This is a genomic window from Mucilaginibacter sp. CSA2-8R (genome assembly GCF_038806765.1).
Lineage (GTDB): Bacteria > Bacteroidota > Bacteroidia > Sphingobacteriales > Sphingobacteriaceae > Mucilaginibacter.
This window is the reverse complement of sequence record NZ_CP152389.1, coordinates 3,184,252-3,211,064: the sequence shown is the minus strand read 5'-3', so window position 1 is coordinate 3,211,064 and position 26,813 is coordinate 3,184,252. Positions and strand designations below refer to the sequence as shown.

31 protein-coding genes are annotated in these 26,813 nt (G+C 45.1%); 12 read left to right on the top strand and 19 right to left on the bottom strand.

Translation table 11 applies throughout. From position 1 onward, the window contains the following. Positions 1 to 6 precede the first annotated feature (6 nt). From AAGR14_RS13710 to AAGR14_RS13700, 3 genes are all read left to right on the top strand, one after another. Positions 7 to 1,350, top strand: a complete 1,344-nt coding sequence (locus tag AAGR14_RS13710; protein WP_342644789.1) for a M56 family metallopeptidase — start codon at positions 7 to 9, stop codon at positions 1,348 to 1,350. A 149-nt stretch (positions 1,351 to 1,499) separates the two neighbouring features. Continuing rightward, on the top strand, positions 1,500 to 1,967 hold the full coding sequence (locus AAGR14_RS13705; protein ID WP_342644788.1) for a hypothetical protein: 468 nt from the start codon (positions 1,500 to 1,502) through the stop codon (positions 1,965 to 1,967). A 181-nt stretch (positions 1,968 to 2,148) separates the two neighbouring features. Then, complete coding sequence (locus AAGR14_RS13700) at positions 2,149 to 2,619, top strand: hypothetical protein (protein WP_342644787.1); 471 nt, start codon at positions 2,149 to 2,151, stop codon at positions 2,617 to 2,619. A gap of 76 nt (positions 2,620 to 2,695) precedes the next feature. Here AAGR14_RS13700 and AAGR14_RS13695 read toward each other — a convergent pair whose 3' ends face one another. The 3 genes from AAGR14_RS13695 to AAGR14_RS13685 all read right to left on the bottom strand — a co-directional run bounded on the left by AAGR14_RS13695 (position 2,696) and on the right by AAGR14_RS13685 (position 4,594). Next, positions 2,696 to 3,376 carry a DUF4241 domain-containing protein gene (locus tag AAGR14_RS13695; RefSeq protein WP_342644786.1) on the bottom strand — a complete coding sequence of 227 codons (681 nt, stop codon included), beginning with the start codon at positions 3,374 to 3,376 and terminating at the stop codon, positions 2,696 to 2,698. Positions 3,377 to 3,562: 186 nt separating this feature from the next. Then, positions 3,563 to 4,000 carry a MarR family transcriptional regulator gene (locus tag AAGR14_RS13690; RefSeq protein ID WP_342644785.1) on the bottom strand — a complete coding sequence of 146 codons (438 nt, stop codon included), beginning with the start codon at positions 3,998 to 4,000 and terminating at the stop codon, positions 3,563 to 3,565. Positions 4,001 to 4,174: 174 nt separating this feature from the next. Next, positions 4,175 to 4,594, bottom strand: coding sequence for an organic hydroperoxide resistance protein (locus AAGR14_RS13685; RefSeq protein ID WP_342644784.1), 420 nt, complete (start codon positions 4,592 to 4,594; stop codon positions 4,175 to 4,177). 777 nt (positions 4,595 to 5,371) lie between these two features. Between AAGR14_RS13685 and AAGR14_RS13680 the strand changes: the two genes are divergently transcribed. From AAGR14_RS13680 to AAGR14_RS13670, 3 genes are all read left to right on the top strand, one after another. Next, positions 5,372 to 6,082: a hypothetical protein gene (locus AAGR14_RS13680; RefSeq protein ID WP_342644783.1), complete on the top strand. Its 711-nt coding sequence runs from the start codon at positions 5,372 to 5,374 to the stop codon at positions 6,080 to 6,082. Between the two features lie 149 nt (positions 6,083 to 6,231). Continuing rightward, positions 6,232 to 6,702: a hypothetical protein gene (locus AAGR14_RS13675; protein WP_342644782.1), complete on the top strand. Its 471-nt coding sequence runs from the start codon at positions 6,232 to 6,234 to the stop codon at positions 6,700 to 6,702. Between the two features lie 269 nt (positions 6,703 to 6,971). Continuing rightward, positions 6,972 to 7,226, top strand: a complete 255-nt coding sequence (locus tag AAGR14_RS13670) for a hypothetical protein (RefSeq protein WP_342644781.1) — start codon at positions 6,972 to 6,974, stop codon at positions 7,224 to 7,226. A gap of 171 nt (positions 7,227 to 7,397) precedes the next feature. Here AAGR14_RS13670 and AAGR14_RS13665 read toward each other — a convergent pair whose 3' ends face one another. Continuing rightward, positions 7,398 to 7,694 carry a hypothetical protein gene (locus tag AAGR14_RS13665; protein ID WP_342644780.1) on the bottom strand — a complete coding sequence of 99 codons (297 nt, stop codon included), beginning with the start codon at positions 7,692 to 7,694 and terminating at the stop codon, positions 7,398 to 7,400. Positions 7,695 to 8,076: 382 nt separating this feature from the next. Between AAGR14_RS13665 and AAGR14_RS13660 the strand changes: the two genes are divergently transcribed. Further along, complete coding sequence (locus tag AAGR14_RS13660; RefSeq protein ID WP_342644779.1) at positions 8,077 to 9,144, top strand: serine hydrolase domain-containing protein; 1,068 nt, start codon at positions 8,077 to 8,079, stop codon at positions 9,142 to 9,144. Between the two features lie 392 nt (positions 9,145 to 9,536). Here the strand turns inward: AAGR14_RS13660 and AAGR14_RS13655 are convergent, their stop codons facing one another. From AAGR14_RS13655 to AAGR14_RS13625, 7 genes are all read right to left on the bottom strand, one after another. Continuing rightward, on the bottom strand, positions 9,537 to 9,701 hold the full coding sequence (locus AAGR14_RS13655) for a hypothetical protein (RefSeq protein ID WP_342644778.1): 165 nt from the start codon (positions 9,699 to 9,701) through the stop codon (positions 9,537 to 9,539). Positions 9,702 to 9,785: 84 nt separating this feature from the next. Further along, positions 9,786 to 10,079: a hypothetical protein gene (locus AAGR14_RS13650; RefSeq protein WP_342644777.1), complete on the bottom strand. Its 294-nt coding sequence runs from the start codon at positions 10,077 to 10,079 to the stop codon at positions 9,786 to 9,788. Between the two features lie 89 nt (positions 10,080 to 10,168). Continuing rightward, entirely contained in the window at positions 10,169 to 10,711 is a 543-nt protein-coding gene (locus AAGR14_RS13645) for a hypothetical protein (RefSeq protein ID WP_342644776.1), read from the bottom strand. Positions 10,712 to 10,749: 38 nt separating this feature from the next. Beyond that, positions 10,750 to 11,127 (bottom strand): hypothetical protein, encoded by a 378-nt coding sequence (locus tag AAGR14_RS13640; RefSeq protein ID WP_342644775.1) that lies wholly within the window; start codon positions 11,125 to 11,127, stop codon positions 10,750 to 10,752. 57 nt (positions 11,128 to 11,184) lie between these two features. Further along, positions 11,185 to 11,736, bottom strand: coding sequence for a hypothetical protein (locus tag AAGR14_RS13635; protein WP_342644774.1), 552 nt, complete (start codon positions 11,734 to 11,736; stop codon positions 11,185 to 11,187). A gap of 228 nt (positions 11,737 to 11,964) precedes the next feature. Further along, a complete protein-coding gene (locus tag AAGR14_RS13630; protein WP_342644773.1) occupies positions 11,965 to 12,429 on the bottom strand; it encodes a hypothetical protein in 465 nt (154 codons plus the stop codon). A 195-nt stretch (positions 12,430 to 12,624) separates the two neighbouring features. After that, positions 12,625 to 13,443 (bottom strand): hypothetical protein, encoded by an 819-nt coding sequence (locus AAGR14_RS13625; RefSeq protein ID WP_342644772.1) that lies wholly within the window; start codon positions 13,441 to 13,443, stop codon positions 12,625 to 12,627. Positions 13,444 to 13,891: 448 nt separating this feature from the next. On the opposite strand from AAGR14_RS13625, the gene AAGR14_RS13620 reads away from it, so the two are divergent. Further along, positions 13,892 to 14,245, top strand: a complete 354-nt coding sequence (locus AAGR14_RS13620) for a hypothetical protein (protein WP_342644771.1) — start codon at positions 13,892 to 13,894, stop codon at positions 14,243 to 14,245. A 258-nt stretch (positions 14,246 to 14,503) separates the two neighbouring features. Here the strand turns inward: AAGR14_RS13620 and AAGR14_RS13615 are convergent, their stop codons facing one another. Further along, the gene (locus AAGR14_RS13615) at positions 14,504 to 15,796 is read right to left on the bottom strand and encodes a hypothetical protein (RefSeq protein WP_342644770.1); all 1,293 of its coding nucleotides are present in this window, start codon (positions 15,794 to 15,796) and stop codon (positions 14,504 to 14,506) included. Positions 15,797 to 16,404: 608 nt separating this feature from the next. On the opposite strand from AAGR14_RS13615, the gene AAGR14_RS13610 reads away from it, so the two are divergent. Then, positions 16,405 to 16,764 (top strand): helix-turn-helix domain-containing protein, encoded by a 360-nt coding sequence (locus AAGR14_RS13610; protein WP_342644769.1) that lies wholly within the window; start codon positions 16,405 to 16,407, stop codon positions 16,762 to 16,764. A 60-nt stretch (positions 16,765 to 16,824) separates the two neighbouring features. Here the strand turns inward: AAGR14_RS13610 and AAGR14_RS13605 are convergent, their stop codons facing one another. Next, positions 16,825 to 17,496, bottom strand: a complete 672-nt coding sequence (locus tag AAGR14_RS13605) for a DUF6624 domain-containing protein (protein ID WP_342644768.1) — start codon at positions 17,494 to 17,496, stop codon at positions 16,825 to 16,827. A 234-nt stretch (positions 17,497 to 17,730) separates the two neighbouring features. Here AAGR14_RS13605 and AAGR14_RS13600 point away from each other — a divergent pair, with 234 nt between their 5' ends. Then, the gene (locus AAGR14_RS13600; RefSeq protein WP_342644767.1) at positions 17,731 to 18,672 is read left to right on the top strand and encodes a TonB family protein; all 942 of its coding nucleotides are present in this window, start codon (positions 17,731 to 17,733) and stop codon (positions 18,670 to 18,672) included. Between the two features lie 284 nt (positions 18,673 to 18,956). On the opposite strand, the gene AAGR14_RS13595 is transcribed toward AAGR14_RS13600, so the two are convergent. Together AAGR14_RS13595 and AAGR14_RS13590 are read right to left on the bottom strand one after the other, a co-directional pair. Further along, positions 18,957 to 19,709: a LytTR family DNA-binding domain-containing protein gene (locus tag AAGR14_RS13595; protein ID WP_342644766.1), complete on the bottom strand. Its 753-nt coding sequence runs from the start codon at positions 19,707 to 19,709 to the stop codon at positions 18,957 to 18,959. Positions 19,710 to 19,713: 4 nt separating this feature from the next. Further along, positions 19,714 to 21,405 (bottom strand): histidine kinase, encoded by a 1,692-nt coding sequence (locus tag AAGR14_RS13590; RefSeq protein ID WP_342644765.1) that lies wholly within the window; start codon positions 21,403 to 21,405, stop codon positions 19,714 to 19,716. A gap of 474 nt (positions 21,406 to 21,879) precedes the next feature. On the opposite strand from AAGR14_RS13590, the gene AAGR14_RS13585 reads away from it, so the two are divergent. Then, on the top strand, positions 21,880 to 22,635 hold the full coding sequence (locus AAGR14_RS13585; RefSeq protein WP_342644764.1) for a hypothetical protein: 756 nt from the start codon (positions 21,880 to 21,882) through the stop codon (positions 22,633 to 22,635). A 201-nt stretch (positions 22,636 to 22,836) separates the two neighbouring features. On the opposite strand, the gene AAGR14_RS13580 is transcribed toward AAGR14_RS13585, so the two are convergent. The 4 genes from AAGR14_RS13580 to AAGR14_RS13565 all read right to left on the bottom strand — a co-directional run bounded on the left by AAGR14_RS13580 (position 22,837) and on the right by AAGR14_RS13565 (position 26,137). Continuing rightward, positions 22,837 to 23,571 carry a hypothetical protein gene (locus AAGR14_RS13580; protein WP_342644763.1) on the bottom strand — a complete coding sequence of 245 codons (735 nt, stop codon included), beginning with the start codon at positions 23,569 to 23,571 and terminating at the stop codon, positions 22,837 to 22,839. A gap of 285 nt (positions 23,572 to 23,856) precedes the next feature. Continuing rightward, positions 23,857 to 24,492: a hypothetical protein gene (locus AAGR14_RS13575; RefSeq protein ID WP_342644762.1), complete on the bottom strand. Its 636-nt coding sequence runs from the start codon at positions 24,490 to 24,492 to the stop codon at positions 23,857 to 23,859. Between the two features lie 41 nt (positions 24,493 to 24,533). Then, a complete protein-coding gene (locus AAGR14_RS13570) occupies positions 24,534 to 25,130 on the bottom strand; it encodes a hypothetical protein (protein ID WP_342644761.1) in 597 nt (198 codons plus the stop codon). A 143-nt stretch (positions 25,131 to 25,273) separates the two neighbouring features. Beyond that, on the bottom strand, positions 25,274 to 26,137 hold the full coding sequence (locus tag AAGR14_RS13565; RefSeq protein ID WP_342644760.1) for a hypothetical protein: 864 nt from the start codon (positions 26,135 to 26,137) through the stop codon (positions 25,274 to 25,276). A 55-nt stretch (positions 26,138 to 26,192) separates the two neighbouring features. Here AAGR14_RS13565 and AAGR14_RS13560 point away from each other — a divergent pair, with 55 nt between their 5' ends. After that, complete coding sequence (locus AAGR14_RS13560; RefSeq protein ID WP_342644759.1) at positions 26,193 to 26,732, top strand: hypothetical protein; 540 nt, start codon at positions 26,193 to 26,195, stop codon at positions 26,730 to 26,732. The last annotated feature ends 81 nt before the right edge of the window (positions 26,733 to 26,813 follow it).

Genomic DNA, 26,813 nt, shown 5'->3' with positions numbered 1-26,813 from the left:
TGCCTTATGGAAATGCTGTTTTACTTTGGCAAAAGCCTGATAGTTGCCGCCGCCTTTTATGCCGCGTACCGCGGGGTACTTAAAAAGCTGACGTTTTTTAAACTAAACCGGAGCTTTTTGCTGCTGGCGCTAATGGCTACGGCTCTAGTACCGGCGCTGCATTTTACTATCCAGGCCAACGTGCCACTGGTATTTGAGCATTTGCCGGCGGTTAAGGGGGCGGATAATGCCCCGATAACATTACCACCCGGTAAAACCAAATTAGTACAGCATAGTGCATCAGCGCCTATAAGCTACACAGATGGAGTGGTTGCCGGCTATTGGCTAATTACCACATTATTGGCAGCGAGACTGCTGGTGCTGGTAGGTAAAGTAGTACTTACGGCTTACCGGCAGGGCCAAAAACGCGGACGTTTGCTGGTAGTGAACAATAAGCAGGGTTTTAATTTTTCTTTTTTTAACCTGATATTTTTAGATAGTACGGGCCTAACCGATGCCGAGCGCCGCCAGGTGTTTGCACACGAGGCACTGCATTGCCGTATGATGCACTCGGCTGATAATGTGCTGAGTGCGACGCTGAAGGTGTTTTTTTGGTTTAACCCCGTAGTGCACCTCCTGGTGCGCGAACTGCGCCTAACGCACGAGTTTCAGGTAGACGAGGCGCTCACGGGCGGCCGTCGTACCCAGGCTGGCGGTTACGTAAACCTGTTGCTTAAAATAGCTTCGCGGCCATCGGGTAGTCTGGTCAACACCTTTGGTTCGGGCAGTTTAAAGGGCAGGGTTAAGATGCTGATGCAAAGGCGGTCGGCCGGTGCAGGGCGCTGGGCTTATCCGGCCATGCTGGTTTTGTTGTTGCCGGTTTGCCTGGGCCTTACCGGGCAAAAGGTGTTGCCAGTACCGGTGGCAGGTTCCGATATTCGTAAACCGGATTTGACTAAAGTACTGGAAGTTACTGCGTCAACTACTAATTATGCAGTGATAAGCAAATCAGCCGGAAAACCCAAAGCAGCCACTGAAAACAATTATAAAGCCGCGCAGTTAAAATTGACCGTACAAGCACAACCCACGAAAGATACAACCATAGTTAAGATGCTGTCTGCTGATTCTGTGATTAACGACACAGCCACCTCAACATTGCATATGCGGGGGCATGTAGCAGTTCAGATTGGCAATACCATCATCCGGGCGCAATACATACGTTTTAACGTCAAAGAGCAAAAGCTGCTTGCCACCAAGGTGAGGGTAGAGGATAGGAACAACCCCAACGATAACAAGGTGATCATCAGCGATTCTTTACGGTGGGAGTTAATAACACACCGGGCGTTGTCATATCAAGCCCATCAGCAGTAAAGCAAATCGGGGATTTTTTTGCAATCTATTGGTCACCGGCCAAATCCTCGCAACTATCAACGCTAAAGCTTGCGGTAGCTGCAAATAAAATACGCTGCAGCTTGTAGCGCTGGCAGCATATTTTGCGTACAGATGAATAAATTTGCCACATGAAAACCTTATCACTTAAGTTGTTAAGCTTTACGTTTGCTGTAGCACTCTTATTTACAGCTGCCTCATGTAAAAAAGAAAAAGTCAGATCTTACTCCTTGCGCGGCTCGTTGTGGAACCGGGTAGAAAGCTACAACATAGCGAGTAGTATCACTTTTGCGGGCGATAGCGTTATTTATTATGTACGGTTGAAGCCAACCGACGTCAGACCTATAATTTTTAAGGGAACGTTTGTTGAGCAGGGCAATAAGTTGACCATGCTGTTTGCACCCAATAATTTTAACGGACTTACGGCAGCATTCCCGGAGTTTAAACCGCCGGTAAGCACGCCGGGGTTTTATACCCTTTTTGACAACGCCACTTATAACATTCAAGGCACTAAACTCATGATCAGTTACACAGAATATCCGGCCGGTCAGCCGCAGCCCGCCTCGGCTACTTTTTTGCGCGAGATAGATGCAGACTGATGAGGTACGATGACGATAGGCTAACTTATAGGCAACGGTTGTTTTTAAGCTGCTGATGCCATGATGATTTATGTATTGATGATAACCCCAATCCCCGATGCTTACAGCAACGGGATAAAAATATAAAAGCCTGTTACAAAGCATACTATAGCTGCGTATAGGCTTTAAAATTTTGTTGAATATGAAAACCTTGTCACTTAAATTACCGGGTATAAGTTTGTTAGTGTTGCTCCTTTTTGCAACAGCCTGCAAAAAGGAAAAGACGGTACCTGCGCCAACCTTACGGGGGTTTTGGCATAGCGAAATCAGTGGCACCGGCTTAATCCGAACATTAAACTTTGATAAAGACAGCGTATACTCAACGATCTACTCCCGCTCGCCCGCTATTTATTTTGTGCCGTTTTTGTTTAAAGGTGCTTATCAGGTACAGGGTAACCGGCTAACTATGCGGTTTAAGGCCGAAAATTTTAGTAAGTCGCCGGTTTTGCCTGATGGCTTTAGTGCGTCGGTAAACTGGCCTGGGGAATATGAGCTATTTACAGATGCTACATTTAGTTTAACCAGCGGCCAGCTTAATATCAAACATACTTCAGCCACCGGCGGCCAGCCCCAAACCACCGTGGTAACTTTTTACCGGAGCGCAACAGATTAACCCCCCGGCCCCCCGAAGGGGGAGTTTTTGATGAGCACGGTGATGTGCTCTCTCAGTGCTGTTTAGCAGATAGTGGTTACTCTTCGCCTTCGGGCATTAGTAGTACGAAAAAGTCGATCACTAACGATACAATTTCGTTTTGGTGAGTCATGCCCCAGTAGGCGGGGTAAACGCCGTCGCCGTAGCCCGACTGAAACATGGTAATGTTTAAATCGGTGCCGGGTACGGTAAAATTTATCCAATCGCCGTAATCGGCCGGGTCATCGGGGTTAATGGCATTCTTTTTAAATTCGGCAGCAAAAAAGTCGTCGTAAATATTTTTACCGGGGTTTTTCTCGTGCCACTGATCTACGAACCGGTTATAAGCGATGCCTGCCTGTTCGTCAAAAAAGCCGCCCAATCCTGCATCCACCGGGAAACCAAAAAACGCATCATCCTCGGGGATATCGGCAATATCTTCATCTTCGCGCAGGGCCAGCACCCATTTATCAGCCTTTTGTGTACTAAACTCGAGTTTTGCCAGGGCAAAGCGGTCGCCGGCATCGGGCGTTTTAGCCATATACAATTTGACCGGGAATTGCCCCTGCGGACTGGTAACGGTGAGGGGCTCGGTATCAGGCACCACTAATGGGTCGCACACAACAATGCGCCCGGTTGGTACATTTAGATTGCCAATATGAACAATCTCTACCGGTACATCTTCTACCACGCTGTTGTCTAAAATAATATTGAAGTCGGATGGTGATAGCTTTTCCATGGTACGTGTTGGGTGCTTGGTGATGTACTGCAAGTATAGCAAGTGTTAGGTACAATAAAGGTTAAACCGTGGTATTTTATTTAATGCGGTAACCCGGTTCTTGTGTTCAACAGGATAGCGGCAAAGTTATATAACGTGCTTACCATAGCGATATGCTGCTACTGTATGATCAACCGACTCAAACGCTTACTTAGCCTGGTTCACAATTTTGGCCAGCAGGTTTTTCAGTTCCATGGCTTCTTCGAGCGTAATGCCGATTTCCGTCAGTTGGTTTTGCAGGCGCGGAACTTCCTGTTTCAGGTTGCGGCCTTTGTCGGTAAGCGAAATCTGGATGCTGCGCTCATCCGTTTGCGACCGGTTGCGCGTGAGCAGCCCTTGTTCCTGCATGCGTTTAAGCAGGGGGGTAAGCGTGTTTGATTGCAGCTGGAGCCGGTCGGCCAGCCAGGTAAGGTTAACATGGTCGTTTTCCCAAAGCACAATAAGCACCAGGTACTGCGGGTAGGTGATGCCTAAATCATCCAAAACAGGCTGGTAGCAGCGGGTCATGAGCCTGGAGGCTGCATACAGATGAAAGCACAGCTGGTTATCTAACAGGTAACGGTCGTTGGTGTCGGGTATATTCATATCGGGCTTTGCCAGTGCGGGTAAACACGCGTATATCGCATCGCCCCATTTAATGCGCAAATTTATCTGTTGGTTAATTAAATACCGAAAAAAAATGATGCTCTCGTATTAAAACAAAAAAAGAGCGACCGCTCCCGGCCGCTCCAACACATATATATAAACACTGCTACCGCGTTACACCACGCTTAACTTCACGTCTACATTACCGCGTGTAGCATTTGAATAGGGGCAAACCTCGTGCGCACGGGCCACCAATTGCTCGGCCTCTGCTTTATCAATACCCGGAATAGTTACCGCCAGGGCCACTTCTAAACCGAAGCCACCATTTTGGCCTTGCTGTAAACCTACCGTAGCCTGTACGGTTGATGGCGACTCGGGTTTTACCTTAGCCTGGCCCATCACCAAATTTAGAGCGCTATCAAAACAAGCGGCATAACCGGCTGCAAATAACTGCTCGGGGTTGGTGTAACCTGTCCCGTTGCCACCCAATTCTTTGGGCAATCTTACTTCAATGTCTAAAGCGCCATCGTGGGTGCTTACTTTACCGTTACGGCCGCCGGTTACCGTGGCGCTGGTTTCATATATAGTCTTCATAAGGTCAGTTAATATCGTTAGCGATTAAATCGTTAACGATACAAATATAGAGAGTAGTTTTTATTCTGCAAATTTTTTTGTGAGATTTTTGGTGGGAGGATGTGAGGCAATGAGGGGATGGATGCCAATGAGTGAATGAGCGGATAATTTTCGTGCTGTCATGTCGAGTGATAACGAGACATCTTGATACTTGCGATGAGTGACAGCTTTACACGTTAACAATAGGCTGCTTTATACCAAATTTATTTCGGTATCCTATGCGCTATGTAAATCGCTGTTTCTGCAGTTTTGGACTTGAGTTGGTGGTTGTTAACTTTCTGTAATCGCCTCATTGCCTGAGCGGCTACTTCTTTTGTCTTGAAACAAAAGAAGCAAAAATTCAAGTCACCTCCCGCTTGCTTCTTTGCGCACAAGGCCTTTACCCTGCAAAGCCGGGCTGCACCACAGGCTGTTTATATTTTGCCCCTGCTTTGCCGCACTTAGGCCCCGCTTCTGCGAAATCTAAAAGGCCTTTGCCATCGCACATGGCCAACATGTGCTGCCCGCCTTTTGGCCGAAGCTGGGGAGGGTGACAGGAGCCCAGCCCCCAGCCCCCTAAAGGGGAGCTTTTAAAGCGTATGATGGAATGCCGCGTTTTAGAAAGTTAAGCTTTTGATCGGTGTTTCTTGCATTTAGGTGTGTGCAGTGTGATATCCCGTTCAGTTAATCAAAAACTCCCCCTTCAGGGGGTTGGGGGGCTAACAAACCGTATCTTACGCCATCGTTAAAAACCAATCCATGCACCTTACCGAAAGCACCCAACAACTCACCGACGGCGATAGCCAATTTACAATAACGGTAATAGAGGCCGAACAGCCTGCCGGGGTGGTTGTTTTTGCGGCAGGGCGCGGCGGTAGTCCGTTGCGGCATTTGGGTTTGCTGCGGGCGATGGCACGGCAGGGATATACCGTGATTGCTCCACATTTTGATTTGCTGCCGGTGGTGGTGCCCACAATGCACAACCTGGACACCCGCATCCGGCGGCTCCATTTGGCTTTGCAGCAATATGCTCCTCCGGGCAAACCCATCATGGGCATCGGGCATTCGTTGGGTTGCGTAGTGTTGTTGGTGCTGGCCGGTGCCAAAGCCAGGACGCACTTGGGAGATGAGGTCGCCTCTGCGAGGCAATGGCATTTTGCCGGCTTGGTTCTGCTGGCACCTGCGGTTGATTTCTTTATGTACCCGGAGGCTTCGCTGGATGTACAGGCTCGCATATACCTGCGTACAGGCAACCATGATACCATGGTGGCTCCTAACCGTGTTGCCGATTTGGCCGGCAGGCTGCCCCATCCGCCAGCAGTAGAGTTGCACATAGACGAGGATGCCGGGCATTTTAGTTATATGGATGAATTGCCGCCACAGGTTAACGACTGTCAGCCTTGCCGCCATACTTTTTTGTCTATTTTAGCAGAAGATGTTGGGCAGTTTATGGAATCTTTGGTATTGTAGGTGTAAAGAAGGGCACTCAATAAGCACTGACATTAAGCTCAAATGACCCCCCCAAAATTTACCCACAACACCTTATTATTAACTTACCATAACAGCTATATGCCAGTCGCTAACATTTACCTTAGTTAGCTGTTCTATCCATAACAAGCATGCTTAAAACTGTTTTTTGTTACGCTATTCTTGGTGCCGTTGCATTAGTTAAGGGCCAGGTGCTTGGGCAAATTCATCAAGTGCCAACAGGCACCAGGTTGCCGGCAAATAAAAATATAAAAGCTGACACCTTAGAGATATCACCTGATGAAGCAAAACATCATATTGGCGAATTGGTGAAAATTCGAGCCTATGTTCATCATGTTAAAAAAGCACCTGGAAAGGTGGTGCTATATATCAACTCTAACCCGGTTCCGGAAAAAGCACCATTACCCATCGTCATGCTTAAACCGCTTGATTTTACTCACACCATCATGACGATCACATTTACCGGTGCTGCATTAAAAGATTACGAACGGTTTTCATCGGATACAATAGATTTATATGGAAGGCTGCATCTTAAAAACGGTTATCCTAATTTAAACATCAGCAAACCGGAAGAATTTGCATTTTCGATTGTGGTAGAGTAACCTATCGTTTACCTCAACAGGGGCGTATGCCAAAGCTTTTCGGTTCAAGGGGCAACTCATATTTGACCACCGCTGCTAAAAGTTTCAGGTGTATAAATCACATTAAAAGCTCTGGCTTAACCTTTCTGTGAAAAGCTTTTTGATTGGAGTATTGATGACTAAATTTCCTGCTTAATTAAAGGCGGAAACTATTTGTCTTTCTAAATAAAAGGTTAACTTACACCTGATTATCTACGCAAAAAACCGTTTAAACTTTAAACACTTATCCAATGAAATCTTCATCTAAACTCAGCGACCTGACGCTTACTCAATTAACCGAAAAAAAGAAAAAACTTACATCGTTACTGGTGGGCATCACCGCGGGTATGATGGTGGTTTGCGGGGTTTTATTTTACCTCATATTTAAAACAAAAAACTATATCCTGATGCCGGTAGGTATGGGCGCGTTAATCACTTTGATTCCGGTTTTTACAAACTTTACCGAGGTTAATAACGAAATTAAAAAACGCCAGAAGCAGGCTTAAGTTGTAGTGCAAACGGGCACTCAACAGGTTTGTGCAAATATGGTATGCTTTATGCATAACAAGCTCATGGTGTGTAAACAGCGGCATTACGTTGCTGTTTACACACTTCTTTAAAATCTACATTTCGGTAAATATTTACCTCATTAACTTATTATAACCGATTTTATCGCGCTATCGTTGCTTTACGTTAGCCGAAAATAAAGACGACATAGCCATGTAACTGCGGTCTTCAAATTCTGGCAATTTAGTTGCCGTTAAAGGTTTAGCTGTACGAGTGTTAGTTCTGTTATTTAATTCGCCACCCGGTTCAGAAAGCGCCTCTTTAAACTTCCGGAAAGAATCGGTTAGTTTAGGGTTTTGACTGCGGGCCACATACGTTTCCAATTCGTGCAAAGGATTTTGAAAAGTTGCGGATGCATTAATGCTGTTTTGTACCAGCTCGGGAGAGGTGTCTGTAATTATTTTCATACGTACTGTGATTGACTTAGGGGTAGCTTAATAGCCACATAAAGCTAAAGTAAAATAAGTTATAAATCAATAGTTATTTATTAATAATAAGATTTAACTTACTGATAATAAGATACTGGCGGTGTGAATCCCTGGTTGGCTTCTATTAATGATATTGGACTTGTCAGACTAATGATATATTGTTTTACAGGCAAATTAGCTTTTGCAAGCGAGGAGATAATTAAAGCAAAAAACAAAATGAAGCCAGCCTGGTGGTGGTAAAATTTTGTTTGATACGTGCGGTTAAACAATTTAAGGCTATGCTTTAGTAGTCAGTTAAATGATGTTAAAAGTTTAGTTTATTAGCCATGTGCCCTTAAATTTGAAGAATAACGTTCCTGAGATGAAATTCATAATCATCGTGTTTTTTCTAATGCTAACCACTACGGTGCGGCTGTGGGCACAATCACCTTCAATCGCACTAATTGATGACATGCTACGGGAAATGACCTTAAACGATAAGTTTTCGGGAGCGGTTTTGATTGCCGATAAGTCGCACGTATTGCTTTCGAAAGGGTATGGTTATGCAGACCGGGAAAACAAGGTTTTAAACACGCCTGATACGAGGTTCGATTTGTCGTCGGCTTCGAAGGTGTTTGTGGGTACTGTAATTACCCGCCTGGCCCAGCAGCATAAACTCAAATTTACCGACACCATAGGCAGATATATTAGTGGACTGCCCAAAGGTAACTTCATTACCATTCACCAAATACTTACTCATTCGGCCGGCTTTAATGATTTCTTCAATGCCAAAGGCTTTAGTTATCAGGGTATTAAAAACTGCACCGATATGCTGCCCTTTATGAGGTCGATGCCACTGGTGTATCACCCCGGTGATAGCTGCATATACTCAACCGGCGACGCTATAATATTAGGTGCCGTGGTCGAAAAGATAACTGGCATGTCTTTTCAGGATTATTTTCTTTCGTCCGTATGCGAACCCTTAAAACTCACCAATACTGTTTTTACTCCGTATTGGATGTTAAACGAGCAGCAAAGGCAATATGCTATAGGGTACACAAAAGACGTTACCGGAATAAAAAGAAGGCCGTTCGATTATGACCATGGGTCTGTCCCTTTATCGGCAGGAGGTGCGTGGAGCAGTGTACATGATTTATATAAGTTTGACCAGGCTGTTTTCGGTGCCAAGCTTATAAATCAAAAGTATTTGAAACTCATGACGGCTGAATATACACCCCAATGGGGAGATTCGCATTTTGGTTATTTGTGGATAACCACCGACAAAAAAGACCGCAGCTTTATCGGGCACCCGGGCGATAGTTCGGGATGGCATGCGATGAACGCGCGTTATATTAAGCAGGGGTACACCGTTATTATTTTAACCAATTTTGGTTTTGCAGACCAATATGCACTACTCAATAAAATTGAGAATTTGTTGTTTAGCAAATAAAGTCATCATCGTGCGGGCCGGCGCCGCAACTGTCAGATACCTCGATGCGGAGCAGCACCTAATCGGGCTTGTTTAGTTCAAGGCTATCAATTCGTGGATGCTAAATTTCTGGGAAGGTTTTCTTGGGCCTGCCGCCATGGTGTTTGCCATAGCTGAGCGGATGTTTTTTAGGGTAACAGGCCGGCCTGCTTGGGTTAAAAGCGGGCCGGTCGTCAATAAAAAAATATGGATCTGCTATGATTAGATGGGCTCCAGAAATCATCTGGCCCCAGGGGCACTACGCCCTCTGTTACGGATAAATATGTGATGATTAACCAGCATCGCGATAAATGGTTTACTAAAAATGAAAACTGGCCTGACAGCCAGCATGCAGCAACGGTGCTGTTGCCTGCTTAAAGCAATCGTTTTAAAGCCACAATTAAAAGTATCAGCATTAGTATGGCAAAAATGGTAATTGCGCTCCACAGTTTGCTTTTAATCCAGGCACCATCGGTAGAGGCAGACCGGTCGGCCGGTAAACCTTTGTTTTTTTGATAGTCCTCTCGCCGGTGGCTCATATAGTAAATATACTATTATTTAGTATTTTAATATAATAAGCAAAATACGAGAATGGTTTGATGGCTGAGTTTTATAAACCCGGGCTATTGCTGCTGTGCCGGCCGGTCTTGATTTTTAACAGGCAGAAAAAGGAATATGCAGGTAAGTACTTTCCAAAATTCGCGCAAACAGCCAACGTAAACCGTTAACTGATTGTCGGGCTCACTGTCTGTTAGCGCCCAATATAATCCTAACAAACCAACCATTGTTAGCAGTAAAAAGAGCCATTTAAACCATGAGTAATTTTGCCTGATAAGATAACCTATGCCAGCCAGGGCAGCCAGGGCCAATACCTTAGGAAATATGTCGACCTTTTTGCCATCAAAAGCAGGAGCCATTATTAATACTACCGAGGCTAACCAAGACAAAAAATAGCAAACTGAGGCTATTTGCAGATGGCGTGAGATTGGGTGTTGCAATGTAGGTATTAGTTTTGCTTTAGATGGGCAATTTTGTAATCCCGGATTTCACCAATTAAGCGTTTAACCTTATAAGAATTATCAAGTTGCTGAATCAGTAGTTTAACTTTCTCGTCTGCAGGGCGCTTATCAATGCTAATGACGTTAAAGGTAGGGTCAAAATAATAAGTATAATCCCTGCGAACCATACCGCTGTCGGGTACATTAACTTTAAATGTATGCATTATAGTGTATGCCAGTGGCTTGTCAGCTATTGGTGCTGATGATTTTTGCAGCATGATAACACTGTCAATTTTGTTGTCAAGCAACGGATCGTTAGCTTTTTTAAACAGTACTGGATCATTCGTTGGCTTTTTATAGGTTACCAAGTCGCTCCACCCCATTACCTGGTAGCCAGCCATCACTTCTTGATGAGCCTTTAAATAACTAATAGCATTGGCCTTAGCTTTACTAACCGTTAAAGCTGAAGAGGCTGCACTGTTTTGTGCTTGTGTCGCGCTTATAGCGCCTATAGCAAGCGCAACGGCTGAGATAAGTTTAGGCGTTTTCATGAGCATCGAAAATAACTATTATTGTATACTTAGCAAGCTTAATTAAATGCTTTATTTACCAGCCAGTAGCTCACAGGTATATTGATGGCCACGGTTGCCAAAACCATTATGTAAAAGGTATTACTCGCAACATGAAAGCCCATGAGGCAGGCCACAAAGATAAGAATAGCCGATAGGTTAGCATACAGAAACAACTCGCCCCACTTTTGCCGGGCATCATTATTGCCTGCCGAGTGCAGGTACCACGCCCTGATGAGCATGCCCGACACTACGTAGCTCCATCCGTTTTTAATAAGTAGGTAAACCATGTAGGTAATTACGTTTCCCATGCTTTGGCCCGGCAGCGTACAAAACATTACCGACAGTATGGACGACATGGTTACGGCTACTAAAAAGTAACGGATGGCTAATTCCATAGTATAAAATAGGTGATAATGGTTTTTAAGCAAAAGTTAACCATCACTGGCTCACCGTCATGGCCGCAGGCAGGTGGTTTGCGCCACTATGGTATCTTTCCATTGCTGCAGTTTGCTGTCGCTGTAGTGGCGGGCCGGGGTTTCGAGTTTACAAAAGCGGATACCTTTTTGGCGGCAGTGCTGGGCCAATGGCGTAACCTGTGCCTTAATGTTAGGCAGACCGTTAAAGGTTTTGCGGGTAAAATAAACAGCTTTGAGGTGGGGCAGGGCATCAATAATAGAGATAATGTTGTTCCACTCCAGTACGTAAGCATCGGCCGCATCATCTTCGGCTTCGTCTTCCAGTCCGTCGGGCAGGTCCAGACTGCTTATCATGTCGGCAAAGTCTATCTTATACTCGGCCATAAAGGCCTGCTTAGGGCCCAGCGGTTCGTCTTTAAGCGGAGCCAGACCGAAAGCCTGCGGTAGCAGGTGCCACAAAAAGTTGCGTGGGCGGCCGTAAAAAAAGTCGGGCGCACCGGGCAGGCCGGGCGTAAAAGTGCCCAGTATTAATACTTCGGTGTTTGGGTTGGGCTGATAGTTGGGTAATTGATGTGAGATGATGGGCATAGCAGGGGCAAAGATACGGTTTGCAGGGCGATTGGTTGGAGAAAGGAATAATAACTTAGTTGCACCGCTATAAGCATGCGTTTTTTTTGATAAAGTTGTCAGTAACCTCAATAGTAACATTGAACGAAATGGACGCATATTTAACTTGTTAGTCTATAACCTAAATCCAAAGAAGCCTAAACTATTTCATAGCCTTTAAGCCTGTTGTGAACAGGGGGCAGAGGGCGCCTATTTTGTGGAGAATTTATCTCGTACAGTGTTTTGATAGGCCAGACATTGGACAGCCATATCTTTAGCAGACTGATGCACATGTTCTTTTTCAGAAACCTCAGTTAATAAATTTATGAGTATTGCATAATGTAAATTATCCCTTTCCGCATTTATGATTCTGTTCAACATCCAAATTGTCAACGGTACCGGACACTTTTTTATAGAGTCATAAAGAATACTTTCGTATTGATGCGGGTACTTTTCCAGCCAATGAACGAGAGGGCCTGGTGATCCGAAATCAGCGTTGGGATAACGTTCGATCAATTTGATAACCGCGGAAATTGCAATTTTTCCATCCGCATTAGCATAAAGCTCATCGGTAATGTCATAAAAAAATGATTCATGATCATCAACTGAATTATCTTCATTAAACGGTTTAAAATTGTTTATAATTTTAATTAGTGTAGATGTGGAGCGGTTCACAAATTGTTTTTTGAAGCAAATATAAGCAGGGTTAGTCCTGTGTCAATTGATACAGATCTATCCAGCCTTCTGGTTTATATTTACAATATTGTTTTTAGGCGAACCGCTTCTCATTTCACTCTAAGTGAGACAACGCAAAATGTTCTATTCCTTGAGCTAAAATATTATAAGCCGAACCCCGCCAAATAGCCCATTCTATTTAATATCCTTAAGCGTTATCGTAATATTTGATCCGTCTAAATTGTGGTATATCATCTTTACAAATCCGTATTGCTGGTTAAAGTAAGACACTAGCGAACTGCGGCCACTGGTTGTGTTTGCGATACCTTGTATTTTTATGGTTTGAACAGTTCCAACAGGTAGGGAGAGTGTTTCCTGGCCTTGCACCACATACTTGCACTGCAGCGTAAGCTTACCTTTCCAGTCAAACGCTTTAAATTCGGGCCACTTTTCGCCTATTTCGAGATTCCAGTCATAAGTTTGACCGGTTTTAAGCGGCAATTTAACATAAGGAAAGGGAGCCAGCTGCAAAATCTCGAGGGCATGAAAGCGAAATGGATGTACCCATATATTTACCTTATTTTCAATCACTCCTGTTAGCTCGGTATCTAAGGGTTTAAAGTCGGCGTTATAATGGTACAAAAATAACTCTGTTTGCTTATAATCAGGGTTTTCCATCATGATAGGCCCTGACTTGCCTAAGGTCTTGATGCCAAGATATGTAACTGTGGTGCTATCATGCTGCTTTTTAGGCACATAATGCCATGACTTAGTTCCGTCGGCTTGCGATACGATGGCGTATTGGAGGGTATCCTTACCTTTCACAATGAAATAGTCATAGATGTAGGTCTTATCTTCAACAAAAATCTTGTTGTCGTAATTAAAGGGATTTATGCCTTTGGTGTTAGGCAGCTTAGGTTCAACAAAAAGACCTTGCTGCTGTGCAAACACCGGCAAGTTAATAGCCAGCGTAAAACAGCAAAGGAGAGAAAAGCAGAATAAATTACGGGCCATATAAAGATTGAATGCCTCTAATTTATCAAAAGATTTAAGCTTTTGGCTATCAAGAGTTGACTGGTGCTTTTGGAGTAAATCTTAAAAAAGATGAACAGGAGTTGCCAGCAAGGCCATTATCGCAACACTTTAACTGCCGTACAAAAAGCATTAAAATTATAGCGCGTAAGCTGTTTGCAAACGGTGGCTCATATCAAATACCTGTTTTTCTTTAATCTTTTGATTAATAGGTATTTAAATAATGTTGTCTCGATTTAACATACAATTATTCACAAAATACAACCTCCTCCAAAACAACCGCTTGTTTCGGTCATAACCACAACCCAAAGTTGTAGTCAACAACCTAGGGCTTTACGATGACAGGAAACTTAAGCCGCCGCCTGATGTTAAAATTTACGCCACCGGGCAACAAAGAAGGTGGTTAAATAAATACTAAAAAATCTACATCATGGCCGAAGAAAAATCAGAACTGGAACACGTTGAAAAAACCACCGAAGCGTTAGAAAACAGCATCGAAAAAGAGTCGCAAACCGGCTCAACCACCAGCATCAACAGCTGGATTAAAACCCTGGAAGGCAAACGCGGCTATGCACCCATTGTACATAACCTCGAAAAGCTGAAAGAAGCTATTGCCGATAAAGACGGCAAAAAGGTATACACCCTGTTAGAAAAACTGGGCGAAGAAACAGTTGCCGCCGCCGAAAAAGCCGAAGGTAAAGACGGTGCCGCTGTTAAAAAGCTGGGCCAAACCCTGCTGAAAGGCGCCAAGCTGGTAAAAAAACTGGTAGGCGAAGAAAAGTAAAAGATTGTTTTTTGCCGGCCCTCCACAAGCCGGATTATTTGATTGTGTAAGTTTATTGTAGTAGGCTGCCCCTGGCAAGGGGGCAGCCTTTTTTATGGAATATGGGTTGAGTAAATCAATATTTATTTGTGCATCGCGGGCAGCAGGATCTCTCACTAACGTTCGAGATGATAGATTGAAGTATGGCTCACACATTTACAAATCATACATTGCTAAGCATCTGCACCTAAACCATTCGCTCATTCACCACTCACTCATTTATTTATAAAACGGCGCCTCGTTAATCCAGTGAAAGCCGCGGTTCAGGAGCAGGGTAGTGTCGGAATGATAGGCACTCTGAAAAGCCAGTTTAGCGACCATTTGATGCCTCATAAAAACACCTTTCAGACTCAGGTTGCCGGTTTTAAGCGTTTTATATTTCAGGGTAAAGTCGGTTTCGTTGGCATTCGGCTTAAAGCAAATAAGCTGGTTACCTGCCGCATCAATGTTGCACGCACAGGCTATGCGTACGCCGCCGGCAATATATACGCTCAGCGAATCGTGAGTGAGCATCACCTTTTGCCAGCGGGCCGGGTCCATATTGGTTTGGGTTTGAGGCCTGCCGGGTTCACGGTAGTTTACCACTTTATAATAGCCTGGTTTTACTTCGGTGCTTTTATATTTGGCATACTCATATTTGATGATGGTCGAGGTTGTCATGCCGGCTACCAGTAATAGCACCAGGCATTTAAGTACCAGGCTGGTTACGTTAATCCAACGTTGCTTAAACTCGGGTTTAAGTTTAACAGGCGCACCGGCAGGCTGGCCCAAAATAAAAAAGCGGATAAGCGGACGGGCATCCAGCACCAGCAAAAAAAAGCTCATCATCACCAACGCGGTGGATAGTATTTTAACGGCCACATCAAAACAGTAATTGATGGCCATAATATTTAATGCCACAAAAAAAGTAAGCATGGCGCCCAGCGTCACCGTGCGCCTGTACAGCAATAGCAGTCCGCCGCTAATTTCGGCAAAACCCATAATATAGTTATAGCCGGTAGAATAACTTAAAAACCGCCAGGCCAGCCCCATGGGCGACGAGTCGCCGTAGCGTTGCGAAAGTTTGCTCGCGGTTAAATCCGGAAACTGCCATTTTAATAGCTTAACCATGCCGTACTCAAACATAGTAATGGCCAGATAGTACCGCACCAGCACGGTTACCCAATACAGCGCCTGGTTGTAACTGCGCCTGCGGTAATCCACCACCGACCAAACCACCGTACCCAATACCGACAGTGCAAATGCCACAAACAGGTGCATAAAATCAATCAGCCGGTCGCCGCTGCCTGATATTTTGTCGTTCAGCGGAAGACCGATATGAAATATCCACTGCGCCGCTAAATTAGTGAGCCAGCCTACAGGTATTTTAACGAGCATCCAAAACGGGTAAACAAACGCCACCATGTTAGGGTTAAACAAAATAAACAGCGTAAACAGCAACGTAAAAAACCTAAAGGCAATTAGCTGACCGGTGTTCCAGTATACGGCAGGCAAAGAGGCGGAGGCGTTCATAAGGTTGGTATTGATGAACAAGATAACAAAAAGAGTAAGAACCAAGAACCAAGAGCCGAGAACCAAGAGGTAAGAACCAAGAGCCAAGAACCAGGACTGGGAATTCAGACTCAAAAGTACAGACGTGGAGAAAAGTCATTCATTTATCGTGAGTAACAAGATTCCTCTCTATCGTTCGGAATGACAGGATTGGGGGAGAGACATGAGCCAAGAACCAAAAGCATAGCGCTAATAATAAAGATGCCAATAGCGTCACTCATAAGCTTTACTGACTTACGGACTCGACGGACTCACTGACTCAAGCGGATAGGCTTTGCTACTCATTGGCGTGGCGGATGGTTTGTAGCAACACAAACCAAAGGCTAAAAACTTCTTTCGGTTCAGTCATGCCGATGCATATCGGCATCCCACAGGACAGGTTGATAGAATTGCATTGTACGTTGATTTAGCACGTTGGATGCTGATATACATCAGCATGACGGCGGGGGGTTTGCTCTACAGCTTAAATTTCAGCTTTGCTGAATTATCAACTTTCCTACTTAAATTGCACTATACAATATTATTAAGATACAACGTTGAGATGAAACGAAACCTTGATTTGATAAACTATGTTAAAACCCATTAAAACAGAACAACAGTATGATGGTGCGCTGGCGCGCGTTTACGACCTGATGCAGTTGGACGTCAAAGAAGGTTCGGCCCTGTCTGACGAGTTGGAGGTTTTAAGCATACTAATCAAAGATTATGAGTTGGCTCATCATCCTGTATCATCACCCAATCCGCTGGAAGCTATAAAGTTCAGGTTAGACCAAATGGGCATGTCCGAAAAAGAGCTGGCTGATATTTTGGGCTACCGGTCGCGCAAATCCGAAATCTTTTCGGGCAAGCGCAAGCTAAGCCTGGCCATGATTCGTAAACTGAACGAGGTTTTACACATCCCGGCCCAGGTGCTTATTCAGGCTTATTAACGTTCATTCATGCGCTTAAGGTACTTACCGATTCGACCGACGTTCTAACTAAAAACTCACTTATTTACTTTTTCGATAAGTCTTTTGCGCTTCTTCTACAGTCAGGGCTTTATCCCAGGTAACGTTTTTGCCATAAGCGGCTTTCAAGCTTTCTATATATTCGTTCATCGGGGTAAGCGACATGGCTTTGCGCTGCTCATCTAACTGAGCGGCGTTTTCTACCGGCCAAACCGTGGTTAGACCCGAAAGCTGATTGCGGTAGGTTTGCGTACCATAGACCTGTTTTTTGCCCTCGTACATCAGCAGGCGGTCGGAGATGGTGGCATAGTCGGATTTTTGGACGACGCCTTGCTGCATTTTCTGGTAAATTAACGGAAGGTACTTTTTAATATAGGATACATCGCCGTGGTCAATCACCAAAAAAATGGTGCTGTTTTCGGTTAAATCCAGGTTATCGGGCCATCCGCACTGGTCGAGCAACGTGCTGACGTATTTTTGATTTTCAGTATCCTGCTTCCGTATTTTTCGTACTACCGGCATCAGTATTGCCGAATCCTGGGGCATTTTCAGGGTTTGCATTTTCTGGTTTAAATCCAGTCTCATCTGCTGGTCGTTCTCATGCAAGGCCTTCAGCGATGCTTTCAGCGCCTGCCTGTCGTTACAATTGATAGCCTGGCTATAAGATTTAACAGTGAATGTTAGCAAAAACAGGAGTAATACGGCTGGTTTCATCGACAAAAATTACGTCCAAAAAGTACAAAAAAGATTTCTTGTCGTTACCTCAATTATTAAACAGAAAGCGTGCATTTGAGAAGCCGATAAGTATTGGTATGACTACTCGGCATAAACCAATTTTCCTAATTAAAACCGTTACCTGCAATAAGTAGATTTGCTAATTCACACTACACGCCACCCCGCATAGGAGTAAACCCATCAGCCAAAAAGTAACCTAACATTCGTATCTTCATGGCCAATACGCAAACACACCAATCCATGTTATTACCTAAATTAGCTACGCTGATTACCGGCTTAAGCTTGTGCGGCACCTCGCTTTTGGCACAAACGTATAATACGCAGTTGACAAAGCAGTTGGATACGATTTTGTATAACGACCAGCTTTACCGCAAAATAAAAAACGCCACGCCCGAGGCCGACCGCGAAAACATGAACAAGCAAAGCCGGCTGGATGCGGCTAACCTTATTAAAGCCGAAAAAATGATAGCGCGCTATGGTTACCCCGGCAAAGCGCTGGTGGGGCCTCAGCATCAGTCGACCATATTTTTGGTGATCCAGCACAATGATACCGAGGTGCAGGAAAAATACCTGCCGCTGCTTACCCTGGCAGTACAAAAAGGCGACTTGCGTCCCGCCTCGCTGGCTATCATTACCGACCGTGTTAAAACCGGCCACAACGAGCTGCAGATATACGGTTCGCAAACGCACGAAACCCCCGACGGTGTAAAACTGTACCCAATAGCCGATGAAGCCAACGTAAATAAGCGCCGCGCCAAAGTAGGTTTAGAGCCACTGCAGCAATACCTTACAAAATGGAAAATTAACTACAAGCTGCCGGTAGCCGGCCAGCCTAACCCTAATCCGGCCAGTTTATATTATGCGATTCCGCACGATGCAGGATATTCGCCGGTTGAAGCCGTTGGCGGTTTCCAGGCCATCCTAACTAAACTGCAATACCCCGAGCAGGCCCGTGCAGCCGGTGTTACCGGCAAGGTTACGGTCGAACTCACCATTGATACCGATGGCCGCACCAAAAACGTAAGTGTGGTAAAGCCGCTCGGATACGGTTGCGACGAAGAAGCCCTGCGCGTGATGAAAGAAGCCCGCTACACCAATACCAGCGGCGAGGAGCGCGACATCCGCGTAAGCCTGCCGTTTCCGGTGAAGCAATGAAGTGAATGGAAGCCAATGAGTGAGTTTTGAATGAGCGAATGATAGTAAGAGTAAATGAGTGGCTTGGCAGGTCGAACTTTTATTCTTGATTCTTGTCCTTTGATTTTTCCCTTTTGAATGCTGTCATCTCGAGTGATAACGAGAGATCCTGCTACTCGCGATGTGCGAATAGTTAGATTTGATTTTAAATATTGGCTTAACCATCTATATTTTGGGCTCTATAAACGTAATTCCAGATCTTGGTTCGTGGTTCTTAGTTCTTGGTTCTAAAGTAACACCTTGCGTCAAAACCCCGGCTTGGCCAGCAGGGCTCTTACCTTTTCGCGGTTTATTTTGGCAATGGGGATGTGTTCGCCATTGTCGAGCAGGAGGGTGCCGCCGTCTTCTCGCAGCCAGCTTTTTACAAAGCTCGCGTTTATCAGGTGGCTTTGATGGGTGCGGATAAAGCCCTGCGGCTGCAATAATTCGGCGTACTCTTTAAGCGGTTTAGAGATGAGCAACTGCTCGCCGCTGGCCAAAAAAAACAAGGTATACGTATTGTCGGCTTGGCAGCGGCGTATTTGGTCGGTTTGTACGTACCGGGTTTCTTTAAATTGGGGCAGCGCAATTTTTTGCGGATGGCTGCGCCCTTGCTGCAGGTGGTTAAGCAGTAAACCTAACTGCTGGTTGGTCTGCTTGGCTTTTACCCTGGCATCGGCTTTAGTTACGGCCTGCATCAGTTCGTCAATATCAATGGGCTTAAGCAGGTAATCAAGCGCAGCAAATTTAATAGCCTGTATGCCGTAGCGGTCAAACGCGGTTACAAATATCACTTCAAAGTTTTGATGACGGACGGATTGCAGCACCTCAAAGCCCGTGGCATCGCCCAAATGGATGTCTAAAAACAACAGGTCGGGTTGTAGCTGGTTAATCAGCGTTACGGCGTCGTCGCGGGTTTGGGCGCTGGCCACTACCTCTACCAGGGGGCAGTGCCGGACCAGCAGCACCTGCAGGTTTTGCAAATTAGCAAGTTCGTCGTCTATAATAATAGCGCGCATGACTTTATAACCAATGGTTTAAGGTGATGATGATGCGGGTACCGGTTTCGGGCGTGGTGATATCCATACTTATCGGCGTGCCGGGGTGCAGCTCGTTAAGCAGCCTGATGCGGTCGCCCGTGAGTTTGAGGCCCAGGCCACCAGTGGGCAGGCTATTGTCGAAACCCTTGCCGTTATCCATTACCGAAATTAGTACATTATCGGCTTGTTTTTGTACCTCAAGCGTAATTAGGCCATCGGTGCTCAAACTAGCCACGCCGTGCTTTACGGCATTCTCAACCAGGGGCTGCAGCAGCATGGCCGGTATCTCCAGGTTGGCGGTATCCAGTTGCGGGTCGGTTTGCAGGTGGTAAGTAAACCCAAACCTCAGCTTTTCCATCTCCAGGTAATCGTTCAGCAGGGCAAGCTCATCGGTTAGGGTAACAAATTCGGCACTGTAGAGCACATTACGCGTAAGCCTGGCAAAGCGCGACAGGTAGCGGTTGGCCTGGTCGGTTTGCTGGCTGTTCATCAGGTTTTGGATGCCCGCCAGTGCATTGAACACAAAGTGCGGATTAAGCTGTGCACGTACGGTAGATAGCTGCATTTGAGCCTGCGCTTTCTGAGTTTGTTCGCGGGCGATGCGCCGGGCATGGCGGCGTTTTTGCAGTGCAATAACCGTTGCCGCCAGTGCAGATACTGTTAAAATGCCTAAGCTTAACCACAACCAAAGCTGTTTGCGGGTATAGGTTTTATCGGATGGTAGCACCGTGAAATGTGTTTTAACCGTTTGTTTGGTGAAAGATTTTTTAGGAGCGCCGTTAAAGTATAGTGCCGGCACAATGGAAACTTCGTAGTTGCCGGGTTGTCGAAAATAAGCTGCATCAATTATCAAACTCGGATAAGTTTGTCGCCATTCATATTTCCAATTATTACCAACATAAACCTTTTTGCCTGTTTCTAAATTTTTGAGGTAAACATGATATATAAAAGTGAGGCTGGTCGGAATAAGATATAATAAAACGCCTTTTACGTCGGTGCTGTCATGTAGTTTAAACGCAAAGCCGTCGGGGCGTTTTTTGTTAGTGACGATTAATCCTACAAGCTGTTCACTTTCGAGCAAAGAAGTAAAAAATAATTGAGCAGGTCGCAATGGTTTATTATGCAGAACGGTTTTGGTAACCTGGTTTCGGGTTAAATAATTGTAATACTCAACCGTAATTACCTTATTGGCAATTTCAAACCGGCCTAAATCAAACAATACCCATTTAGTTTTAGTATGCCGAATTTTATCATCTTTCAGTTCAATACCTTTACCGTTTAATTTGCCACCGGTAATAATCGATTTTCCATCATCATCAAAAATGTCATACCGATAAAACGATGAAAGAACTTCAGGGACAGCAATGTACAATTTAGTCGTTTTAGTGCCCTCCGAAAAAACGTAATTAGTTAGCGCCTGATTTGCAACAGGGTTATGTTCCCAAACCCACTTAGTGTATTTATCTTTAGTGACCAATAGCTCCGCTTCTGATGCTTGTGAAGAAGCCTGTACCATCCCGGAGTCTAATCTTCCACTTTGTATAAAGACCCAAAATTTTTCAAAACTGTTATCATAAAACGAATTTTCAGTACTTACCTTTGGAATCGAGTGTGTTTGTGCCACGGCAGCAATCTGTCCGGCTATCAGCAAAAAAATAATAAGCAGCTTTTTCATGTTTTGTTAATTGATGATAAGCAAAGCTTCCGTTTTAAACGAAGACGCAAAAGGCGCAATTGGTAAGGTGGCTGGTTGCATTGGTAATGGGTGGGTTTAGATAAGGATTGAATTTTAAAGTCAATGAGTCAGTAAGTCCGTTTAGCCATTGAGTGAACAAACTCCAACGCGTAATGGCGAGGTACGAAGCCATTTCTTTAAGCTGAGCCAGCGTTTAGGCGAATTGCGTGATAGGCATACCCGCTGTAAATGTCCTAAAGAGATGGCTTCGTTCCTCGCAATGACGCGCTTTGGGAATTATCAGCGCAGATAACAGCCAAAGAGTGCCAGTTGTCATCTGTACTCCTTACTCTGCACTCTCGACTCCAAATTCCCCATCCTGGCTCTTGGTTCTTAGCTCCTGGCTCTAAAATACATCCCCACAATAATAGCTCAAAAAAGGCGTACTACTAAACCAAAACGATGCGAATCCACATGCGCCTATACTTAGCGTTGTTCTTCTGCTTAACGCCCATCAGCCTGCGTGCGCAAACGCAGGTGTTAACAAAGCAGGGGAGGTGGATAAGCACAGCGTTAAACTCCTTAATTTTTAGAAATGACTACGTCCTGGACGCCGTGTTTGAGGGCGTGCCCGAGCATACCAATTATATATTTAAAGGCGATACGCTGGTGCTGTTTAAAAACTATTATAGCAGCGTAGATAATTTTGCCTTCGAGCGGTCGGACTCGGCTAAGTTTTTCATCAAAGCGGTTAGCCAAAGGCAACTGATACTGGTGCCGGTGGGCGACAACGCCCGCAACCTGGCCCGCCGCTCCGAATACCGTTACGCTAATCTAACTTACATCCCGGCCGAAAAAATAAGCTTTAAATCACTAACCCTGAGTTTAACCAGCGGCGATTCATCCGCCAGGCAAATAAATATTAACCGGCAGGGCGATGTGGCTTTTTCCGGTAAAATTACTGCGGATGGCAAGTTGGATAAGTTTACCGGCAAACTTAACCGTTCGCAGTTAGATACGCTGCAACGGCTGTTGCAGCACAGCCTGCTGTCGCGCCTTGCAGAATGGCACCAAAATGTAGCCCTCACCGATGTGCCCGAACTTAAATTGGAAGTAATAACCACCGACGGCCAACTATACCGTTTGCAAAGCCAGCTGATACCCGCCAACCTCGAACCGCTGACCGACTTTATATTGGGCTTGCCTGAAAGGCTGCGGAAAATAAGATAACGGCATCAGGCATGGGATGAAGGTTAACATGAATAGTCCAATCCTATACCTTACACTCACGTTATGGCCACTTCATACGCTTGCTTTTCCAGTACTTCATAAACTGATTTGGGTTTTCTTGAAAATGCATTTGTAAGCGGGCTGATGAGTAAATTGTAGCACAGGTAAAGTTCTACAGTACCATATCTGTAATTATGGCTTCTATTTACTAATTTCAGGATGGCTCTTTAAGTAGGCCTTGCGCGCTTTACGCAGGCGACGTGCTTCTTTACGGGGCAATGCCTTCATGCCCAATAGCGGACCGCCCGTGAAATAGCTCAAGAATGGGATAGATTTCATAAAATCTGTATCAAAATGCTGATAACCAATAAGCTGCTCTGTGGCTGCTATAAAACCGGTCATTTTTTTAGCTTCGTCTGTTTTAATGGCTGATGGTGTCCAATAATGTTTAAACGAATAGGTGGTATCATCGGTTTTTTCCATCAGATAAGTAACTCCATCAAGGCCCATTATGTCTCCCCAGCCTTTAATTTGCTCGTCGGTAGGTATCTGGTCAATCCCGTAAGCTTCTTTTAAGCTGTCGATGCCTTTGGCTTGCAGTCTGCTAAGTGCATAAGCCTTTACAAATATGCGGTTGGAGGGCTGTCCGGTTAAAGGGTCTTCGTACTCCTGCGTATATAAAATAAGCTGGCTTTCGGCAGGGTGTATAATCAAAACGTACGACGTTACCTGGCCGTCAAACCACATCCGCCATTGGTGCCCGGTAGCGGATTGTTTTAGGTTAGGCAGGTTAAGTTTAGCAACGTTTTTGAGCATGTCTCGGTACCAGAAACTGGTGTCGCTACCGGCAGTAAGCTTTTTGCCCTGCGCGCTCAGTACTTGGGCCTGCATCATCAGGCAAATCAACACGCAAAAATACTTCAGAGGGCTGGGCATAGGTTGAATATTGTATTTTATGCAATGGGTATTAATATTATAATCTGTTTAGCTGATGAATATCGGAATTTTTGAACAAGGTTGCCGCTTTGCGCAACTGCCAGTTAAGTGTTTGTTACTTAGCGTATGAGATGCCAACGGGCATGGATATAATGGGTTAGATGAGTTTTAAGCGGGAGGTTTGTTTCAGCAATCTCCCGTTTCACCATATAATAAGCTCTATCTTCGCAAAAGCAATCATGCGCTGTAAGGCATTAGTTTGATCGGCCCGAATATCCACATCCGTTACGATTCGATATTTAAGCTCAATATGATTTCGCCCTGCGGGGTTTGATAAACGTCAGCCGCCATCAAAATTAAATCGGCAATGTCGTGGCCCCAGATGCCGTATTTACCGTTGGTTTGGTTACGGTTGTATACAGCGGTACGCTGCGCGGCAGGTATAGTTTTTACGGTGGCACTGGCCTCTTCTTCATCAAACAGCCGGTAGTAGGCCTGGCTGATGGTTTGAAACAATTCTGCACGGGTAAAGCCGTCTTGAGAGTTTACTTTCAACCGGGTTTCGCGGGTTAACGGGTAATCAATCAGCAGGGTAATGGTATCCTGGGTAATGACAGTTTCGTTTTTACCGCTTAGTTTTTTCATCGCTTTTTCAGCACGTTCCAGCGGCAACCCTGGTATCAGCCCGTCAGGGTATTCTGCAAGGTTATTGGTTTTAGTACCGAAATCAATGGTAGATTGGATGGTACCCAGGTAATCGTAAGTTTTATCGGCCGACTGCTGTTCTAACCGGGTAAGCAGGGCGCGGTAGTTCTGTACGGTGTCGGCCAGCGGTTGGCTGTTGCCCGCCGCAGGGTTGGTTTGCGCCCGGCAACCAGTGGCAGCTAAAAGCGAAAGGTAAAGTGTAATTTGACGAAGCATGGGGTAAGGTTTTATTGTTGATGCAATGTTTAGTAAAAGCGCTAATTTATGTACTCACTAACTTTTAGCGTATAAATATTTACACTGTATTTTTTATAGATGTGATGCCGGCCTTGCCCGTATGGATAAACCGTATATGCTTTACGGACGCTGTCGTTATACAGGTTGCTAACCATTATGCCCGATTTGCCGCGGCCCAGCACCGAGTCTAAACGCGCTATATCCTGTACTACGCCTGGGTGTTTCATCACAGCGCGATAAACCACCTCACTGCTTTGCAAACGGTACAAAGAGTCTGCACTTTTGTCGAATGCGGCTTTCCAGCCTGCACCCGGTTTTTTGCTGAGTGCCTGCATCATCACGTTATTATAGGCTTGGGCGCCCCGAACTGCCGCCGTAGATATGTTGCAATCCGCAATTGTTTTAATCTGAAAATCTTTGGCAAGGGCTATCATCTTTAGCTGCAGTTCCATTCGCAAGCGCTCTCCATAAGCAACTAATGATGTCCGACCCTGATATTTATCCCATTGGGCAGTCATATAATTATACCGCGTAAATAATCCATCGTGGTACATCAGCCAAACAGTTGCACTTAGTATGATGATGCCGAGCAGTGCAGGGCGCAGATTTAATTGCATAGTGTTGATATAAGTTGCTTGAAGTTGATGCTATCATCGCGGTTGTAGCGTCAAACTTGCCTTTCTGGTGCAGTTATGCTGACGCATATCAGCATCCCACTCTTTTTTTAGCGATTGAAAAAATAGTTCATCAGCAGTAAAACTTAAGTAGTTTTATATAAATACCAGCCGTCGACTATTTTGCGGATCATGATATACTCACCGGGCGACATTTTGGGTACGTTTTGCTCTTTTGGTATATATAGGTATCCTACACTATTATCGATAATGCCGCCAATTAAAAAATTGATGTTGTGGGGCACTTCTTCCCGTTCGCGAAAGGCGCTTTCGAGCCGTAAATCCTTTAGACTTTTCATCATGGCATCCGGGTTTTTGGTTCGCTTTGCGCTACCGTCTAATTTTAAGATGCCGTTTTTAAGCAGGTCATTCTTAAGGCTTTCAAACGTTGCTTTGTTTTTTGTAAAATGCGCTACCAGTTGTGAGTCTGAAGCCAAAGTTAACGTGGTGTTACCCAGCATAAATTCGTATTCGGCCCGGCTTTTAAAAAGTTTACCCGCTTTGCCCGGTGCGGCAATTATGCTGTCTACCTGTTTGGGGCTAAGCAATTTTAATTGCCGGTTTATTTCCTCAATAATACCGGTAAGCGCTAACGCCCGAAACGCGGCCGCTTTCCATACCGAATCTTTTTTGAGGTGCAGGTACATATCGTACGTTTGGCCGCTGCTGTTGGTTAAATTAACATTTACCACAGCGGTTCGGTTATTTTGAGCCAGCAGGGTACAGCTCACTTTGGCACCCGGCGGCAAATCCTGTCCGTTGGGGCGGCCCTGGTACTCTCCGGTACAATACTTTTTAAGATCGGGAAAGCTATCAGCCGAAAATATTTTTTGTGTTAAGCTGATTGGGGTATAGGGTTGCGCCTGGCAGGCCAATTGCAACAGCAATGAAAAAGATAGGGTAATAAGATATTTCAAGTTGAAGGGTTTTAATAGAGGTGTGAGGTTCATGGTTTTGTTGTTTCGAAAATAACAATTATTGCTTAACCCTTGCTATCTTTCGGGCATGAAACGCCTTTGCTTATTGCTATTTGTTACTTTAACGTGTACAATTAAATCATCAGCCCAACCCACTACCCAACAGCAACAGCAGGCACAGATTGCGGCGCTGGTGCAAAAAATTGGTGACGCCACGGTAAAAAGTGATTTTGAAACCGTATTAGCTTATACGCACCCTAAGCTTGTTGCCGAGGCTGGCGGTAAAGACAGTTTGCTGAGCATCGTCAATAAAAGTTTTGAAGTGATGAAGAGCCAGGGTATAGCCATTAAAAGCTTTACCATTGGCCGCCCGGGCGAAGTAAGCAAAATAGACCAGTTATACTTTTCGGTAGTGCCGCAAACCCTGGTTATGCAGGTACCGGGGGGTACGCTTTCGGCACAGTCATGTACGCTGGCAGTAAGCGAAGATGCCGGGCAGCACTGGTTTTTTATTAACCCGAAAGCCGAAAACGAAGCAAGGCTGTGGGCCATTTTTCCGCAGATGAAGGGCAAACTAATCATCCCCACCTTTGGACAGCCCATATTTACCCCTGATGCCAAAAAGTAATGCCATCTGCTAACCTCTCAAAAGCAGGCTGCATCGTTATCAATCGCCCTGAAATTATATAGTGCAGTATAGGCGTATGTG

What these genes read in the sequence shown, in the direction of transcription:
- AAGR14_RS13710 (WP_342644789.1), top strand. Translation starts at nt 7, where the DNA reads ATGGAAATGCTGTTTTACTTTGGCAAAAGCCTGATAGTTGCCGCCGCC.
- AAGR14_RS13705 (WP_342644788.1), top strand. Translation starts at nt 1,500, where the DNA reads ATGAAAACCTTATCACTTAAGTTGTTAAGCTTTACGTTTGCTGTAGCA.
- AAGR14_RS13700 (WP_342644787.1), top strand. Translation starts at nt 2,149, where the DNA reads ATGAAAACCTTGTCACTTAAATTACCGGGTATAAGTTTGTTAGTGTTG.
- AAGR14_RS13695 (WP_342644786.1), bottom strand. Translation starts at nt 3,376, where the DNA reads ATGGAAAAGCTATCACCATCCGACTTCAATATTATTTTAGACAACAGC.
- AAGR14_RS13690 (WP_342644785.1), bottom strand. Translation starts at nt 4,000, where the DNA reads ATGAATATACCCGACACCAACGACCGTTACCTGTTAGATAACCAGCTG.
- AAGR14_RS13685 (WP_342644784.1), bottom strand. Translation starts at nt 4,594, where the DNA reads ATGAAGACTATATATGAAACCAGCGCCACGGTAACCGGCGGCCGTAAC.
- AAGR14_RS13680 (WP_342644783.1), top strand. Translation starts at nt 5,372, where the DNA reads ATGCACCTTACCGAAAGCACCCAACAACTCACCGACGGCGATAGCCAA.
- AAGR14_RS13675 (WP_342644782.1), top strand. Translation starts at nt 6,232, where the DNA reads ATGCTTAAAACTGTTTTTTGTTACGCTATTCTTGGTGCCGTTGCATTA.
- AAGR14_RS13670 (WP_342644781.1), top strand. Translation starts at nt 6,972, where the DNA reads ATGAAATCTTCATCTAAACTCAGCGACCTGACGCTTACTCAATTAACC.
- AAGR14_RS13665 (WP_342644780.1), bottom strand. Translation starts at nt 7,694, where the DNA reads ATGAAAATAATTACAGACACCTCTCCCGAGCTGGTACAAAACAGCATT.
- AAGR14_RS13660 (WP_342644779.1), top strand. Translation starts at nt 8,077, where the DNA reads ATGAAATTCATAATCATCGTGTTTTTTCTAATGCTAACCACTACGGTG.
- AAGR14_RS13655 (WP_342644778.1), bottom strand. Translation starts at nt 9,701, where the DNA reads ATGAGCCACCGGCGAGAGGACTATCAAAAAAACAAAGGTTTACCGGCC.
- AAGR14_RS13650 (WP_342644777.1), bottom strand. Translation starts at nt 10,079, where the DNA reads ATGGCTCCTGCTTTTGATGGCAAAAAGGTCGACATATTTCCTAAGGTA.
- AAGR14_RS13645 (WP_342644776.1), bottom strand. Translation starts at nt 10,711, where the DNA reads ATGAAAACGCCTAAACTTATCTCAGCCGTTGCGCTTGCTATAGGCGCT.
- AAGR14_RS13640 (WP_342644775.1), bottom strand. Translation starts at nt 11,127, where the DNA reads ATGGAATTAGCCATCCGTTACTTTTTAGTAGCCGTAACCATGTCGTCC.
- AAGR14_RS13635 (WP_342644774.1), bottom strand. Translation starts at nt 11,736, where the DNA reads ATGCCCATCATCTCACATCAATTACCCAACTATCAGCCCAACCCAAAC.
- AAGR14_RS13625 (WP_342644772.1), bottom strand. Translation starts at nt 13,443, where the DNA reads ATGGCCCGTAATTTATTCTGCTTTTCTCTCCTTTGCTGTTTTACGCTG.
- AAGR14_RS13620 (WP_342644771.1), top strand. Translation starts at nt 13,892, where the DNA reads ATGGCCGAAGAAAAATCAGAACTGGAACACGTTGAAAAAACCACCGAA.
- AAGR14_RS13615 (WP_342644770.1), bottom strand. Translation starts at nt 15,796, where the DNA reads ATGAACGCCTCCGCCTCTTTGCCTGCCGTATACTGGAACACCGGTCAG.
- AAGR14_RS13610 (WP_342644769.1), top strand. Translation starts at nt 16,405, where the DNA reads ATGTTAAAACCCATTAAAACAGAACAACAGTATGATGGTGCGCTGGCG.
- AAGR14_RS13605 (WP_342644768.1), bottom strand. Translation starts at nt 17,496, where the DNA reads ATGAAACCAGCCGTATTACTCCTGTTTTTGCTAACATTCACTGTTAAA.
- AAGR14_RS13600 (WP_342644767.1), top strand. Translation starts at nt 17,731, where the DNA reads ATGGCCAATACGCAAACACACCAATCCATGTTATTACCTAAATTAGCT.
- AAGR14_RS13595 (WP_342644766.1), bottom strand. Translation starts at nt 19,709, where the DNA reads ATGCGCGCTATTATTATAGACGACGAACTTGCTAATTTGCAAAACCTG.
- AAGR14_RS13590 (WP_342644765.1), bottom strand. Translation starts at nt 21,405, where the DNA reads ATGAAAAAGCTGCTTATTATTTTTTTGCTGATAGCCGGACAGATTGCT.
- AAGR14_RS13585 (WP_342644764.1), top strand. Translation starts at nt 21,880, where the DNA reads ATGCGCCTATACTTAGCGTTGTTCTTCTGCTTAACGCCCATCAGCCTG.
- AAGR14_RS13580 (WP_342644763.1), bottom strand. Translation starts at nt 23,571, where the DNA reads ATGCCCAGCCCTCTGAAGTATTTTTGCGTGTTGATTTGCCTGATGATG.
- AAGR14_RS13575 (WP_342644762.1), bottom strand. Translation starts at nt 24,492, where the DNA reads ATGCTTCGTCAAATTACACTTTACCTTTCGCTTTTAGCTGCCACTGGT.
- AAGR14_RS13570 (WP_342644761.1), bottom strand. Translation starts at nt 25,130, where the DNA reads ATGCAATTAAATCTGCGCCCTGCACTGCTCGGCATCATCATACTAAGT.
- AAGR14_RS13565 (WP_342644760.1), bottom strand. Translation starts at nt 26,137, where the DNA reads ATGAACCTCACACCTCTATTAAAACCCTTCAACTTGAAATATCTTATT.
- AAGR14_RS13560 (WP_342644759.1), top strand. Translation starts at nt 26,193, where the DNA reads ATGAAACGCCTTTGCTTATTGCTATTTGTTACTTTAACGTGTACAATT.